The organism is Williamsia limnetica, from assembly GCF_003217475.1.
Lineage (GTDB): Bacteria > Actinomycetota > Actinomycetes > Mycobacteriales > Mycobacteriaceae > Williamsia > Williamsia limnetica.
Window position 1 is genome coordinate 96,086 of sequence record NZ_QJSP01000012.1, and the last position, 14,338, is coordinate 110,423.

Here is a 14,338-nt window from a genome sequence, read left to right on the forward strand (position 1 = left end):
ACCGCTGGGCGGATTTTCTGAAGGAGCTACCACGAAATCCCTGGTATTCGGTTCAATGACTTCCGGGCCACCCGGCGGGCGCCACTGTCGACCATCGCCACCCGGACGGGGCGGGCGAGTGCATGGGCACGGTCGCGCACACCGTGTGCCCGTGCGATCGCTTGTGTTTCGTGATCTGATCCGGAGCTTTCGACGTTGCCCTTCGCGGCCGCGGAGTCGGGGAACAGGAGGTAACCCTGGTGGTGCAGTCGGCCGGTCAGCTTCGGGGTGAGGAACTGTCCGATCTGCGCGAGTGTGCCGAGCGGGGTGTCGATGCGGCGCGGCTTCTCGATGATGCCCCGCACCACGATCGCCGCCGCGGTCTGTGGGCTGAGCACCTTCGCATTGTCGTATGCCTCGGTGGGCGCGATCATCTTGGTCCGCGTCAGCGGCATGTGGATGTTGGTGAACGTGATGTGATCGGACAGCGTTTCAGTGGCGGTGACGTCGCTGAACGCCTCCAGGGCAGCCTTCGACGCCACGTAGGCGGCAAAACGCGGACCGCGCGCTTGCACACCGATGCTCGACACATTCACGATGTGCCCGACGTTGCGCTCCTTCATGTGAGGCAACAATGCCAGAGTCAGGTGCACCGCGCCGAAGTAATTGACAGCCATTGTTCGTTCGTAATCATGGCTGCGGTCCACGGCGTCGATGGTTGCCCGTCGAATCGAGCGTCCGGCGTTGTTCACGAGCACGTCGACGTGGTCGTGTTCGGTGAGGATGGTCTTGATCGTCAGGTCTACCGCTTCGCTGTCCGTGATGTCGCAGGGGTAGGCGTACGCCTCGCCTCGGTGACCATCGTGCGCCGGTTGTTCGGATCGCAGCTCCTCGACGGCCGCCGCGAGTTCGTCGGCGCCGCGCGCCAGTAGGAAGACCACTGCTCCCTTTCGTACGCATTGCCGGGCGGTCTCCTTCCCGATACCTGTCGAGCCTCCGGTGATCAGGATGTGCGAACCAGCGAGCGGACCTGCCGGGTTGCGCCGACGATGCCGGCTGGGATCGAGGTGCTCGTGCCAGTACCGCCAGAGGCCCGGTCCGTAGTCGGCGAGGTCGGGCAGGGTCACGCCGTAGCCGCCGAGCACCCCGAAGGTCTTGTCGGCTTTGAAATTCGTGGGGATCGAGAGGGTGTCGAGGATGGCGGGCGGGATGCCCTGCTGCCGGGCGATGAGATCCCGTCCGGTCCGGATCACCCCGTGTGAGCTGCGGTCGACGACTGGCGCAACGAATCGGTGGGGCACCAGGTCGCGGCCGTGCGGTCCGGCGAAGGCAGGCGCGATCGCGTTGTACATCTCGGTGATCGTCTGGGGGTGCGGACTGACGAGATGGAACACCTCGCCGCCAAGATCGGGGGTGCCGGGCGGTGCCTCGGCCAGATCGTGCCGCATGAGGGTCACTAGTGCTTCGGCGACGAAATCGACGGGCACCATGTTGGTCAGACCCATGTCGGGCATGGGGACTGTCCATCGGGAGGGGAGCCGGCCTAGTTCGCGCAGATAACCGAAGAAGTAGTACGGACCGTCGACCTTGTCCATTTCGCCGGTGACAGAATCACCCACCACGATCGCAGGTCGGTATACCCGCCAGCGTAGGTCTTCGGCATCACGGACCAGTCTCTCGGATTCGAACTTGGTGCGGTGATATGGAGACGGGAACTGTTGTCCCAGATCGAAATCGGCTTCGGTGAACTCGCCGGCGTGGTCGCCCGCGACCGCGATCGACGACACGTGATGCAGCATCGCGCCGCGCTCGCGTGCGAATGCGATGACCCGGGCGGTGCCGTCGACATTGGCGCTCTGCTGATCGGCGGCGCTCGCGGCCATGTCGTAGATCGCACCCAGGTGCAGAACGTGTTCGATGTTCGACAGGTCGTGTGCGGTGGTGTCGACGCCGAGATCTGGCGCGGTCAGGTCGCCCTCGACGGCGACGATGCGATCGCGGCCCGGCCAGTCGGCACTCGCGCTCGTCAGTCGCTCCACTGAACTCGGACGGACCAGCACGAACACCGTGGAGTCGGCGCCCTGGGCCCCGTCCGCCTCGAGCGCGGCGAGTAGCAGGGGCAGGACGCGACGGCCGATGAATCCGGTGCCGCCGGTGATGAAGTAGTCGGACATTGATGCGCTCCTCCTTGAAAGGTGGACCCCCGCCTGCGACGCTGACCCGACCCCCGTGCGGACTTTGATGTGTCGAGAGTAACAGGTACTTTGCATGTCGAAAGTGTGTTCGATACCATGGGGTATGGGCTGGAACGAAGGCCCTCCGACCTGGTCGGAGATGGAACGTGTTCTCTCTGGACGGCCGACCTCGGGCGGGCGTCCGGGTGAGACGTTCTCCGGTGATGGTGGCGACAGTCCGGCGTGGTCGCGCAAGCGCGGACCCTATGAGGCAGGCGAACTTCGGCGGGGTGTTTCTGACACCCGGTACGCCGAATTGCATGCGCACACCTCGTACAGTTTTCTCGATGGCGCCAGCAGTCCCGAGGAGATGGCCGAAGAGGCCTACCGGCTCGGGCTGGAGGCGCTGGCGATCACCGATCACAACGGCTTCTACGGGGTGGTGCGCTTCGCCGAAGCGGCCCTGGAATGGGAACTGCCGACGGTCTTCGGGTCCGAACTCTCGCTGGAGCACGATTCGGCCCGCACCGGGGTGGCCGACCCGGATGGTGCGCATCTGCTGGTGTTGGCCCGCGGCCAGGAGGGGTACCGGAGATTGTCCCGGCAGCTCGCGAACGGGCACATGGCTGCCGGTGAGAAAGGGCTGCTCCGCTTCGACATCGACACCTTGGCCCAAGCCGCGGCCGGTCACTGGCTGATTCTCAGCGGGTGCCGTAAAGGGACGGTGCGAGCGGCTTTGTCGACGGGCGGACCGTCCGCTGCCGAGGCGGCGCTGCGTGATCTGATCGAAAAATTCGGTCGCGACAACGTGGTGATGGAGTTGACGGCGCAGGGCGCCGCCGATGACGACGAGCGCAACGCCGCACTCGCCTGGGTCGCCAGGCGTAATCGGGTGGCCACCGTGGCCACCACCGGCGCGCACTTCTCGGCGCCGCATCGCCGGCGGCTGGCGATGGCGATGGCCGCGGTTCGCGCCAGGCGCAGCCTCGACGACATGGACGGCTGGCTCGGTCCGCTGGGCGGAGCGCATCTGCGCAGTGGTGACGAGATGATGCGTCTGCTCAGTGCGCACCCCGACGCCATAGACAACGCCGCGATGCTGGCCAAAGATCTGGCATTCGGACTGCATCTGATCGCTCCCAAGCTACCGCCGTTCGATGTGCCCGAGGGTTACACCGAGAGTTCGTGGCTACGTGAACTGACGGCCAGGGGAGCGCTGGAGAGATATGGCCCACCCCAGAGTCACCCGAAGGCATATCAGCAGATCGAACACGAGTTGAACGTGATCGACTCACTGGGATTTCCCGGTTACTTCCTGGTGGTACACGACATCGTCTCGTTCTGTCGTACCCACGACATCCTCTGTCAGGGCCGAGGTAGCGCGGCGAACTCGGCGGTCTGTTACTCGTTGGGGGTCACCGCGATCGACCCGGTGGGGAACAGTCTGTTGTTCGAACGCTTCCTGTCCCCGGCCAGGGACGGCCCGCCGGACATCGATGTCGACATCGAATCCGACCGTCGCGAAGAAGCCATCCAGTACGTGTATCAGCGATACGGCAGGCAGAATGCCGCGCAGGTGGCCAACGTGATCACCTACCGCGGCAAGTCGTCGGTCCGAGACATGGCCCGTGCCCTCGGATATTCGGTGGGACAACAGGATGCCTGGAGCAAGCAGGTGCAGCGATACGACAAGGCCCAGCCCACCGACAGCGACATCCCAGACGATGTGCTCGATCTTGCGAACCAGATCAACGGCATGCCGAGGCATCTCGGTATCCACTCCGGTGGCATGGTGATCTGCGACCGGCCGATCGCCGATGTATGCCCCACCGAGTGGGCGAGGATGCCCAACCGAAGCGTGTTGCAGTGGGACAAAGATGACTGTGCTGCCATCGGATTGGTGAAATTCGACCTACTGGGACTCGGTATGCTCTCGGCCATCCACTACGCCATCGACTTCCTTGCCGAGCACCGCGACATCCATGTCGACCTGGCGAAGATCGATCTCACCGAGGCCGCCGTCTACGACATGCTCTGCAAGGCAGACACCGTCGGGGTGTTCCAGGTGGAGTCGCGGGCGCAGATGGCGACCCTGCCCCGGCTCAAGCCCCGCGAGTTCTACGACCTCGTGGTCGAGGTCGCACTCATCCGGCCAGGCCCGATCCAGGGCGGTTCGGTGCATCCGTACATCCGGCGCCGCAACGGTCTGGAAGAGCCCACCTGTGAACACCCCTCGATGGAAGCGGCATTGCACAGAACGCTCGGGGTGCCCCTCTTCCAAGAACAGCTGATGCAACTGGCGGTGGACGTGGCGGGTTTCACTTCCGCAGAAGCCGATCAGCTGCGTCGCGCGATGGGATCGAAACGCTCGCCGGAAAAGATGGAGCGACTACGGGCACGGTTTTACGAAGGCATGGAAGAGCTGCACGGCATCACCGGTGAGGTGGCCGACCGCGTCTACGAGAAAATGGCCGCCTTCGCCAATTTCGGCTTCCCCGAAAGCCATTCACAGAGCTTCGCCTCACTGGTCTTCTACTCGTCCTGGCTCAAACTCCATCACCCCGCCGCGTTCTGTGCAGCACTGATCAAGGCGCAGCCCATGGGGTTCTACTCACCGCAAACGCTGGTCGCCGATGCCCGAAGACACGGTGTCAAAGTGCACGGTCCCGACGTCAACCTCTCGCAACCGCACGCGGATCTGGAGAACGCAGGCCTGGACGTCCGACTCGGGCTGGGATCGGTGAAACACATAGGTATCGACCTCGCCGAAGCGATCGTCGCCGAACGCGAATCCGGTGGGGCGTTCACCAACGCCGCCGACCTCTCCCGGCGCTGCGACGTCAACACCCGACAACTCGAGGCGCTGGCGACCGCAGGTGCACTCGAGTGTTTCGGGACCAGTCGGCGGCAAGCACTCTGGGATGCGGGAGCAGCAGCACAGGAGAAGTCCGATCGGCTCCCGCTGCACGAGATCAACACCTCACCGGCATTACCGGGAATGAGCGACGTCGAGATGGCCGCCTCGGATGTGTGGGCCACCGGCGTCAGCCCGGGGTCCTATCCCACCGAGTTCATCCGGCCCCAACTCGACGCACTGGGCGTGACCGCGGCCGTCGACCTGCTGTCGGTACCCGATGGTTCGCGGGTGCTCGTCGGGGGAGCGGTCACCCATCGGCAACGACCCGCCACCGCCTCAGGGGTGACGTTCGTCAACCTCGAAGACGAGACCGGGATGGTCAACGTGGTCTGTTCGGTGGGGCTGTGGGCCAAGTACCGCAAACTCGCACAGACCGCTCCGGCCCTGCTGATCCGCGGCCGAGTGCAAAACGCCGAAGGAGCCGTGACCGTGGTGGCAGAACGCCTCCAACGCATGGACTTGAGAATAGGAACCCGCTCCAGGGACTGGGCTTAGGTTTGTCTGCTCGCTCCGCTCGCTTGTCGGTGTGGCCATCAGGCGGTCGTTCTTCCCTTCTCCTCACCTCGCTGGCGCTCGTTCGTCGGCAGTCCAGAACAACCGCGGCCACCCCTCCCGGGTCCTCGCATCGCTGCGCTCCCTCGCTCCTCCGTTTAGACAACGCGGGGCCGACTGCCGGGTCCTCGCATCGCTGCGCTCGCTCAGACCTTCATGCGTGGTTCGCCGACCGGGCCGATAGCGTCGTCGAGCGTGCCGCAACAGTCGTTGACCGTGCCGTTGTTCGCGCCGAGCGGGCCGATATCACCGCCGAGTGTGCCGAAACTCGAGCCGAGCGGGCCCATAATCGCTTCTGTGGATGACATCGTGGTGACCGTCAAGCCGAACAGTCGCAAAGGGCCGCTGGTCGAGGTTGCCGGCGACGGCGCTCTGACGATTTTCGTGCGTGAACCAGCCACCGAGGGCAAGGCCAATGCCGCCGTTGCGCTCCTGCTCGCGAGGCATTTCGGCGTGTCCAAGTCCCGCGTCGTCCTCACCGGTGGTGCGACCGCTCGCACGAAAAGGTTTCGTATCGACCGATAGTCGATACGATGGCACGTGTGCGCGGTGGGGAGGTGAGAGTGGGTTCTTCGAACCCGTCTCAGGGGCAACCCCTGGGTACATCTCACAGTTGGTATCAGCGTCCGACGCCGCTCGGCATGCTCCGCGTGCTATCCGGCGCCGCCGACACAGGTTCATGGTCACCTCCTCGCCGCGCATGTCATTCATGACCGGCGCCGTGTCGTGACCGACAGCTACTCGTTGGGCGGTCTGGGACCACGTCTGCGCCTGACCGCGGAGTCTGTCGAACACCTGATGACGAGGCTCGAGGTCGATCCGCGCTGGACGGTCTCCGCACTGGTCGACATGCTCGTGGCGACGATGGAACAGACCGTGGTCACCGAATTGCTCGGCGTGCTGCTCGACCGGTTTCCCGAGCGGCCCACCGATCTGGCCGCTGTCCGCACCTTCCTCACGCCGCTGATAGGCGCGCCGCGCCGGCGCGCGTTCGAGGATCCGGACGAGCCGATCATGCGGTTCGAGCTGCCGCAGCTCCGGGACTATTCGGACGTGGCCCGCTGGCTCAACCTCACTGTCGGCGAACTGGAGTGGTTTGCTGATCGTGGTCACTGGTTGCGGACGAAGGACGGTCCGCTGCAGCATTACCGTTACTGGCAGGTGCCCAAACGCGATGGCGTGCGGATGATCGAGGCGCCCAAACCCCACCTGAGAGAGATTCAGCGACGGCTGCTGAGCACCATCGTCGACCACATCCCGCCACACCGGGCTGCGCAGGGTTTTGTGCCGGGCACCTCGACCTCGAGTTTCGCCTGGCCGCACACCGATCGTCCGGTGGTGGTCCGAATCGATTTGCGCGACTGCTTTTCCTCGATCGGAATTGCCAGGGTCAGGGCCATTTTCGCGGCGGTGGGCTACCAGAGAACTGCGCGGGTCCTGGCAGAACTGTGCACCACCACCACGCCCATCACCCACCTCCGGGACGTACACCACCGGCAAGCGGCACTCCTGCGGCAGCGGCATCTCCCGCAGGGTGCGCCGACGTCCCCGGCGTTGGCAAACCTCGTCATGCGTGCCATGGACCGCCGGATCTGGGGATACGCCCGACGAAACAGCCTGCATTACAGCCGGTATGGCGATGATCTGGGGATTTCCGGCGACAACATGAACCCAGAAGCAGTGTTGTGGGTGGTGCAGCGCATCATTGCCGACGAAGGTTTCACCGTGCACCCGGACAAGACCAAGATCATGCGGGCGCATCAGCGCCAGCAACTGGCGGGGCTGGTGGTCAACGACCAACCGAGTATCGCCCGACGTGACTACGACAATCTCCGAGCATTGCTGCACAATGCGATTCGTACGGGCGCGCAGGCGCAGAACCGATCGGCGCACCCGAATTTCCGGGCGCACGTGCGGGGCAAGATCGCCTGGATCGGGGCAACCAGTACGCAGCGACGGAACATCTTGCTGGCGTTGGCCGAGCAGGTGGACTGGGACCGCTGAGGATGAACACCCGCAATCCCGCCCTATCACTTGGCGTCGAAGGCGCCTAACCTCGGTAAATGAGCCTGAGCAATTATTCGAGCAATCTCGATCGCAATACGCCCGGGGCCGCGGACCCCAACGAGACCAAACGGAGTCTCGACGCCCAACTCGAGCATGTACTCGGACTCGAGGACGGTTGGCAGGGGCCCGACTCATTGGCCCCGACCCCTGCTGCGCGGGAGTTCTTCGAGAAGTACTTCGACGGCTTGCAGAGTTCGTACTGGACCGAATCAACTCCCACAGCGACGCCGGCGGGCGGCTTGCACATGGAATGGAGTCGCGACGGCAGCGACTATTCCGCAGACATCCTCGCAGGCGGTCAGTTGCTGCTCAAAGTGGTTGCCCCGACCGCGACCGACAATGCCGAACTGCACATCGAGGAACCGACCACCGCGATGTTGCGCAAGTTCATCATGCGTGGACTACCGATCGATTGATCCGCAGACCGGTCATACCGCGCCAGGAAAGCCGTGCTGCCGCCAGGCCTCGTACATCACGATGCTGGCAGCGTTCGCCAGATTGAGCGATCGGCGTCCCGGCAGCATGGGTATCCGGACCCGCTCGGTGACGTGAGGGTCCGCCAGCACCGCCTCGGAGAGCCCGGTCGGCTCGGGGCCGAACAGCAACACGTCGCCCGGCTGATAGCTGATGTCGGTGTAGAACGTGTCCGCGTGAGCCGTGAACGCGTACACCCGTTGCGGTGCAAGTTCTTTCCAGGCGGCGAACAGATCGGAATGAACGGTCACCGAGGCCATATCGTGGTAATCGAGCCCGGCTCGCTTCACCTTTGGCTCGGACAGGTCGAAGCCGAGCGGCTCCACCAGGTGTAATTCACACCCGGTGTTGGCGGCGAGCCTGATCGCATTTCCCGTGTTCGGCGGGATGCGAGGTTCATGGAACAGCAGTCGAAACACCCCCTGAGCTTGCCGCATCGGGCGCACCCTCGACAAACTGGTGTCAGCCCAGCGGTGCCCATCCTGACTCCACCGATCTCGCGCACCGGCTCGGCTCGTCCCCCGCGGAGACGAACAGCGCTGTCAACATCGGCACGGCGTGGGCCAGTGCAGATTCGGGTAGGGGACCGCCTGCCACCAGGGATGCCAGCCCGTGCCCGATCATCCACTGCTGGGTCGCCAACGCAGACGGATCCACATCGGGGCGGAATCGGCCTGCGCTCGAACAGCGTTCGACGCCGATGACGAGATGGTGCAGGCTTGCTTCGGCTGCAGCCGCATCCTCCAGATCCGCGCTGGTGTCGAACATGACCCGGTACAGATTGGGGTTCTGCAAAGCGTTCGACAGATACGCGACGCCCATCATGGTTTGATCGCGGACCGGATCGTCGGACATCTCCAGAGCAGAGAGTCTGGCGGCGAGGCGGGTGAAGCCTTCTTGGCGCAGCGCCTTCCAGAGCCCGTCCATGCCGTCGAAGTAGGTGTACACGGCCATCGTCGAGACCGACGTCCCGGACACCAGTGACCGCAACGTCACCGGTTCCCGCGCACGCAGCATCTGCGCCGCGCGTTCGATGAGCATCGAACGGGTCTGAGGATTCTTGTTCCGAACCATGGCATCACAATACATAACAATGCTATGTTTACGATACGGCGATTCGCGGGCGACGCCGACGACCGAGAGGGGAACCCCATGGCCATAGAGCTGATCAACCCAGAAGGATTGCCAAAACCCGATGTGTATCGCCAACTCTCGATCGCGACAGGGTCCAGGCTGGTATTTCTGGCCGGACAGGTGGCGAGGGATGCCGAGGGCAACCAGGTCGGCGCGGGAGACTTCGCGGCGCAGGTCGAGCAGGCATACCTCAACATCGGAACTGCGCTGGCGGAGATCGGTGGCTCGTTCGACGACGTCGCGAAGCTGACCATCTACGTGGTGGATTGGTCGCAGGACAAGTACCCGCTGCTCGGTGAGGGCGTCGCAAGGGCGGCGGCGAAGCTCGGTGTCGATCCGGTGAAGCCGATCACCCTGCTCGGCGTCGCATCGCTCGGTGAGCCCGACCTCATGGTCGAGGTCGAGGCGACCGCAGTGCTCGACTGATCGCCTCGGGGTGAGGCGTGTAGACATGGGCACATGAGTGTTGAGGTTTCCACCGACGAACGGTTCGACTTCGCCGACTTCTCCAATGAGGACTGGTCCGAGCGCGAGTACGTGGGCTGCAGCTTTGTCGAATCGGATCTGAGTGAACTACGCACGCGCGGTGTGACATTCACCGATTGCGACTTCAGCGGGGCCAACTTGTCCCGATCGAGTCACAGCGCGAGCGCATTCCGCAATTGCCACTTCGAACGGGCGCACCTGAACAAGGTCGAGATGACCGACTGCAGCCTGCTCGGCACCGTGATCACGAACTCGCGCGTTCGGCCGATGACGTTGATCGACTGCGACCTGTCGCTGACGTCGATTGGTGGCGTCGATCTGTCGGGGGTGGTGCTACGAGGTTGCCGGCTCCGGGAGGCCAACCTGTCCGATTCGACGCTGATCGGTGCAGACCTGTCCGGGACCGACCTCACCGGGGTGCGCGCCATCGGCACGAAACTCGGCAAGGCGGACCTTCGCGGCGCGAGGGTGGATCCGATGCTCTGGCTGCAGGCATCCGTGGTCGACGCCCTGGTCGATGCCGGGCAGGCACTGGAGTTCGCTGCCGCCCACGGCCTGCGAATCGGGGGCGAGTGATGACCGCTCGAACCCGCGGACGTAAACCCTCGATCTCACCGGTCACATGGACGCCGACCCCGGTGGACACCGCCGGTTGGCCGACACCGCAGGCACCGCCGATCACGGTGGTCGACGTCGGCTCGCCCTCGCCCGAGGATGTCGTCGCCGATGATCACGGCCGCATCTGGACGGGAACGGTCGACGGGAACATCATCGCCATCGACGCCGGCACCGGCCGGTGGGATGTGGTGGCGAACACCGGCGGCCAGCCGCTGGGACTCGAGGTCATCGGTGAGACCCTGCTGATCTGTGACAGCAGGCGCGGGCTCCTGTCGATGGACATGACCAGCGGCCGGATCGACGTGGCCCTGGACCGCGTCGACGGTGAACCACTGACGTTCTGCTCCAACGTGATCGTCACCCGCCACACCGGTGGAGCCACGCCGCGGCCCCTCGAACTGCACCTGACCCAGTCGACGACACGGTTCACCCTCGACGACTACAGAGCCGACATCATCGAGCACGACGGTTCGGGACGGCTGATCCGCGTCGACCTCGGAGACGGGTCGGAACCGCCGCGCGCGACCGTTCTACTGCATGGTCTGCAGTTCGCCAATGGTCTGGTCCGCCACGACGACCGGCTGGTGATCGCCGAGACCGGGGACTGCAGCCTGCGTTCCTATGTGCCGGCGACCGGCACGAGTGAGGTGCTGCGCGGCGGCCTGCCGGGTTATCCCGACAACTGTTCACTGTCTCCGGACGGTGACCACCTGTGGCTCGCGATGGCGGGTCTACGCAGCCGTCCGCTCGAAGCCCTCGCCGGCCATCCACGGATCCGGCAGCTGGTGTGGCGGATCCCGGATCGACTGCTACCCGATCCGGAGGCGCCGCTGTGGGTTCTGAAGATCCACCTACCGAGCGGGCGGGTGGTTGCCGACCATCGGGTCGATCTCCCGGGGTTCGGTCAGAGCACGGGAGTCCTCGAGCGCGACGGGCGAGTATGGGTCGGCGGCATCGGATCGTCGCGAATCGCGTGGTTCGACATCGAGTAGTGGGCGGGGCAGGCGCGAGCAACGAGCGGAACCTGGAACAATGACGTCGTGAGCGCAGTCGTACTTGATGGAAAAGCAACCCGCGATGAGGTCTTCGTCGACCTCAAGACGCGCGTGGAGAAACTTCGGGATTCCGGCATCGCGCCTGGACTCGGCACCATCCTCGTCGGTGACGACCCGGGATCGCAGGCCTACGTGCGCGGTAAGCACAACGACTGCGCCAAGGTCGGCATCGCGTCTATTCGTAAGGATCTGCCGGCCGACATCACCACCGAGCAGCTCAACGCGGCGATCGACGAGCTGAACGCGGACCCGGGCTGTACCGGTTATATCGTGCAGCTCCCGCTGCCGAAGCACCTCGACGAGAACGCAGCCCTCGAGCGCATCGACCCCGACAAAGACGCCGACGGCCTGCACCCGATCAATCTCGGCCGCCTGGTACTCGACGGCGCAGGGACGTCGCAGAGTGCGTTGCCGTGCACGCCGCGCGGCATCCTGCACCTGCTGCGTAAGTACGACGTACCGATCAAGGGCGCCCACGTGGTGGTGGTGGGCCGCGGGGTCACCGTTGGCCGCCCGATCGGGCTCTTGCTGACCCGCCGCACCGAGAATGCCACCGTGACGTTGTGCCACACGGGCACCCGGGATCTCGCTGCCGAGGTTTCTCGGGCGGACATCGTGATCGCCGCGGCGGGCGTCCCCGGTCTCGTCACCGCAGACATGGTCAAGCCCGGCGCAGCAGTGATCGACGTAGGCGTCAGTCGAACGGCGGACGGGCTCGTCGGCGACGTCGCGAAGGGGGTCTGGGATGTGGCCGGGCATGTCTCACCCAACCCCGGAGGTGTGGGACCGCTCACACGAGCGTTCCTGTTGGCAAACGTCGTCGAACGCGCCGAGGCCGCGTTGGTTCGCGCCTGATCGGGATGGCCAGAGCTTCGGCAACCGAACCGACCACCCCGGATAACGGCCGCGCTCGTGCGCGCCGACTGCACCGCGTACGGCAACTGCGCTGGGTAGTGGTCCAATTGCCCTTCCTGGCGGTGATGACCGTCGTCATCGTGGCGGCCATCTTTCTGATCGTCGACCGCTGGCGCCGCGGCGCGTTCGTCTTCGGATCGGCGGCACTGCTCGCGGCGCTGTTACGCGCCCTCATACCCACGTCGCGGGTCGGTCTGCTGGAGGTTCGCGGCCGCTTCGCAGACGTGGTCGCGATGACTCTCGCCGGTGTGGCGATCCTCTGGCTGGCGACCTCGATCGACCCTTTGGGCACAGATTGATTACAATGGTTCGTGGTACTGCATCCTGAACTTGCAGTCAGTGAAGATGGAACACTTTCATCCTTACGGGCGATGCACTTCGGAGACGGCAGTGTTGGGGTGGTGAAAGCGGCCCCGCCGGGGGAGGCAGCAACGCAGAACCCGGACGACCGAGACCATCATCGAGCCGGAAGAGAGTCATGACCACCTCACTGGGTTTGTCTGCGGGCAGTGGAATGATCCACTGCGTCCTGCTGACGACCGATGAGGCCGGACGTACTCACACAGTCAATCGCGTCATCGACGTCGACCCCACCGACGGGCTCACCCGGGCCGGCCGGGTCAACTCCGGCATCGATCTCATGCTGGGTCAAGCGCGCGACAACGACGCGAGCGTGGGCACGATCGGGGTCGCGTATCGGACCGACGAGCAGGCACGAGAGATCGCCTCACGTGGCACCGGCGCCAAGCGCCAGATCCATCTCGTCGCAGAGACCGAAGCGATCGCGCACCACTTGATCTCCACCGGAGAGATCAGTCGGTTCGAATCGGTCGTGGTGGTGGATCTGGGCGACACCGGGATGAGCCTGTACACCGTCGATCCCGTAACCAGGCGCATCACCGATCTTCAGCGCAGCACGGCCGTGTCAGGCAACGGGCTCGACGCACTGCTCGCCTCTGAACTCACGAGTACGGGCAGGATCCGCGGGCGTCGCAAATCCAGCGTCCTGAGCGCGTGCCGAACGGCAAAAGAGGAACTGTCCGTCAGGGACTCGACGTCGATCATGTTGGGCAACCCCGCACTCCCCGTGCCGGTCACCCGGACAGTACTCGAACGACTCCTGCGGCCGATGGCCTCCGCTGCCGCGGACGAGGTTGCGGCCTACGTCGAAGGTCCGCGTGTGGCGCGCCCCGAGGCTGTCGTCCTGGTCGGGGGGCTGGCCAACATCCCGTTGCTGCGTGACCTCATCGTCGAGCGCAGCGGTCTCGAACCGGTCCTGCCGCACGCGCCGGAGTCCGTTGCCGCGCTCGGCGCCGCAACTGTGGCGGCCGCCGGTACCAGGGCCTCGACGCTTGCCTTCATCGGAGGACGACGCAGTCGCGACTGGCTGTCGGCAGCGCCCCTGGCGGTGTTCGGCGCGCTACTGGCGGGAGCCTTGATGACGGTGTATGCCGTGGGTTCCTCACTCGCGGGGAATCCGTCGACTCCGTCCACGCCGTCGTCGGTCACCGTCGAGGCCGAGGCGACGACCACGTCGCCACCGCCGCCTTCCACCGGTGAATCGCGCGTGACGCCGACGGTCACCTCGCCGCAGCAGCAGATCTCGGTCACCGCCGCGCCTCCTCCCGCGCCGGTCGGTGGCAACGCCGGGACAGGTGCGGGCAGCGGTAATCAGGATCCGGGTTGGGCGACAACGGAATTGCCCGCACCGAGTGGATCGACTGAGCAACCTTCGACATCGACGTTGAGCACCTCGCTGTGGCCGTTCCCGATTCCGTCCATCACCTGGCCACCGCCGTTGGGTCAGCTGCCGTCGAGTGCACCCGATCCGACTGCGATCGTGACCCCGCCGGTCACCTCGCCGACGCCGGCGCCCCCGGCGGAGGGTGCTCCGGCATCGCCTGCGCCCTCACCGGGGCCGGTGCCCACCACGCAGCCCGCGGGCTGAGCCCCGGGAACTCCCTGCC

Annotated in this window: 14 protein-coding genes; 10 read left to right on the plus strand and 4 right to left on the minus strand. The window is 65.1% G+C overall.

Annotated elements, in window-relative coordinates:
* Positions 1–26: 26 nt before the first annotated feature.
* A complete protein-coding gene (locus DFR67_RS20050) occupies positions 27–2,153 on the minus strand; it encodes an SDR family oxidoreductase (RefSeq protein WP_110471267.1) in 2,127 nt (708 codons plus the stop codon).
* Between the two features lie 124 nt (positions 2,154–2,277).
* Here DFR67_RS20050 and DFR67_RS20055 point away from each other — a divergent pair, with 124 nt between their 5' ends.
* Complete coding sequence (locus tag DFR67_RS20055; RefSeq protein ID WP_110471268.1) at positions 2,278–5,565, plus strand: error-prone DNA polymerase; 3,288 nt, start codon at positions 2,278–2,280, stop codon at positions 5,563–5,565.
* A gap of 203 nt (positions 5,566–5,768) precedes the next feature.
* Here DFR67_RS20055 and DFR67_RS30820 read toward each other — a convergent pair whose 3' ends face one another.
* Positions 5,769–5,930: a hypothetical protein gene (locus DFR67_RS30820; RefSeq protein WP_170135250.1), complete on the minus strand. Its 162-nt coding sequence runs from the start codon at positions 5,928–5,930 to the stop codon at positions 5,769–5,771.
* Here DFR67_RS30820 and DFR67_RS20060 point away from each other — a divergent pair.
* The 3 genes from DFR67_RS20060 to DFR67_RS20070 all read left to right on the plus strand — a co-directional run bounded on the left by DFR67_RS20060 (position 5,920) and on the right by DFR67_RS20070 (position 8,105).
* Positions 5,920–6,147, plus strand: coding sequence for a DUF167 domain-containing protein (locus tag DFR67_RS20060; protein ID WP_110471384.1), 228 nt, complete (start codon positions 5,920–5,922; stop codon positions 6,145–6,147). The two genes, DFR67_RS30820 and DFR67_RS20060, sit on opposite strands and share 11 nt — an antisense overlap.
* Positions 6,148–6,348: 201 nt before the next feature.
* Positions 6,349–7,626, plus strand: coding sequence for a reverse transcriptase family protein (locus DFR67_RS20065; protein ID WP_245938057.1), 1,278 nt, complete (start codon positions 6,349–6,351; stop codon positions 7,624–7,626).
* Between the two features lie 59 nt (positions 7,627–7,685).
* Positions 7,686–8,105 carry a hypothetical protein gene (locus DFR67_RS20070; RefSeq protein ID WP_110471269.1) on the plus strand — a complete coding sequence of 140 codons (420 nt, stop codon included), beginning with the start codon at positions 7,686–7,688 and terminating at the stop codon, positions 8,103–8,105.
* Positions 8,106–8,117: 12 nt separating this feature from the next.
* On the opposite strand, the gene DFR67_RS20075 is transcribed toward DFR67_RS20070, so the two are convergent.
* The gene (locus DFR67_RS20075; RefSeq protein WP_110471270.1) at positions 8,118–8,582 is read right to left on the minus strand and encodes a tRNA (cytidine(34)-2'-O)-methyltransferase; all 465 of its coding nucleotides are present in this window, start codon (positions 8,580–8,582) and stop codon (positions 8,118–8,120) included.
* A 43-nt stretch (positions 8,583–8,625) separates the two neighbouring features.
* Positions 8,626–9,237 (minus strand): TetR/AcrR family transcriptional regulator, encoded by a 612-nt coding sequence (locus DFR67_RS20080; protein WP_110471271.1) that lies wholly within the window; start codon positions 9,235–9,237, stop codon positions 8,626–8,628.
* Between the two features lie 78 nt (positions 9,238–9,315).
* Here DFR67_RS20080 and DFR67_RS20085 point away from each other — a divergent pair, with 78 nt between their 5' ends.
* The 6 genes from DFR67_RS20085 (at position 9,316) to DFR67_RS31410 (ending at position 14,319) form a co-directional block, all read left to right on the plus strand.
* A complete protein-coding gene (locus DFR67_RS20085; RefSeq protein WP_110471386.1) occupies positions 9,316–9,723 on the plus strand; it encodes a RidA family protein in 408 nt (135 codons plus the stop codon).
* Positions 9,724–9,756: 33 nt separating this feature from the next.
* Positions 9,757–10,359 carry a pentapeptide repeat-containing protein gene (locus DFR67_RS20090; RefSeq protein ID WP_110471272.1) on the plus strand — a complete coding sequence of 201 codons (603 nt, stop codon included), beginning with the start codon at positions 9,757–9,759 and terminating at the stop codon, positions 10,357–10,359.
* Complete coding sequence (locus DFR67_RS20095; protein ID WP_110471273.1) at positions 10,359–11,393, plus strand: SMP-30/gluconolactonase/LRE family protein; 1,035 nt, start codon at positions 10,359–10,361, stop codon at positions 11,391–11,393. The genes DFR67_RS20090 and DFR67_RS20095 overlap by 1 nt, the downstream gene beginning before the upstream one ends.
* Before the next feature lie 48 nt (positions 11,394–11,441).
* The gene (locus DFR67_RS20100; RefSeq protein ID WP_110471274.1) at positions 11,442–12,311 is read left to right on the plus strand and encodes a bifunctional methylenetetrahydrofolate dehydrogenase/methenyltetrahydrofolate cyclohydrolase; all 870 of its coding nucleotides are present in this window, start codon (positions 11,442–11,444) and stop codon (positions 12,309–12,311) included.
* A 5-nt stretch (positions 12,312–12,316) separates the two neighbouring features.
* Entirely contained in the window at positions 12,317–12,670 is a 354-nt protein-coding gene (locus DFR67_RS20105; protein WP_110471275.1) for a DUF3017 domain-containing protein, read from the plus strand.
* A gap of 179 nt (positions 12,671–12,849) precedes the next feature.
* Positions 12,850–14,319, plus strand: coding sequence for an Hsp70 family protein (locus DFR67_RS31410; RefSeq protein WP_281268352.1), 1,470 nt, complete (start codon positions 12,850–12,852; stop codon positions 14,317–14,319).
* The last annotated feature ends 19 nt before the right edge of the window (positions 14,320–14,338 follow it).

Coding starts and splice junctions, on each gene's coding strand:
- DFR67_RS20050 (WP_110471267.1), bottom strand. CDS start 2,153: ATGTCCGACTACTTCATCACCGGCGGCACCGGATTCATCGGCCGTCGC.
- DFR67_RS20055 (WP_110471268.1), top strand. CDS start 2,278: ATGGGCTGGAACGAAGGCCCTCCGACCTGGTCGGAGATGGAACGTGTT.
- DFR67_RS30820 (WP_170135250.1), bottom strand. CDS start 5,930: ATGTCATCCACAGAAGCGATTATGGGCCCGCTCGGCTCGAGTTTCGGC.
- DFR67_RS20070 (WP_110471269.1), top strand. CDS start 7,686: ATGAGCCTGAGCAATTATTCGAGCAATCTCGATCGCAATACGCCCGGG.
- DFR67_RS20080 (WP_110471271.1), bottom strand. CDS start 9,237: ATGGTTCGGAACAAGAATCCTCAGACCCGTTCGATGCTCATCGAACGC.
- DFR67_RS20085 (WP_110471386.1), top strand. CDS start 9,316: ATGGCCATAGAGCTGATCAACCCAGAAGGATTGCCAAAACCCGATGTG.
- DFR67_RS20090 (WP_110471272.1), top strand. CDS start 9,757: ATGAGTGTTGAGGTTTCCACCGACGAACGGTTCGACTTCGCCGACTTC.
- DFR67_RS20095 (WP_110471273.1), top strand. CDS start 10,359: ATGACCGCTCGAACCCGCGGACGTAAACCCTCGATCTCACCGGTCACA.
- DFR67_RS20105 (WP_110471275.1), top strand. CDS start 12,317: ATGGCCAGAGCTTCGGCAACCGAACCGACCACCCCGGATAACGGCCGC.
- DFR67_RS31410 (WP_281268352.1), top strand. CDS start 12,850: ATGACCACCTCACTGGGTTTGTCTGCGGGCAGTGGAATGATCCACTGC.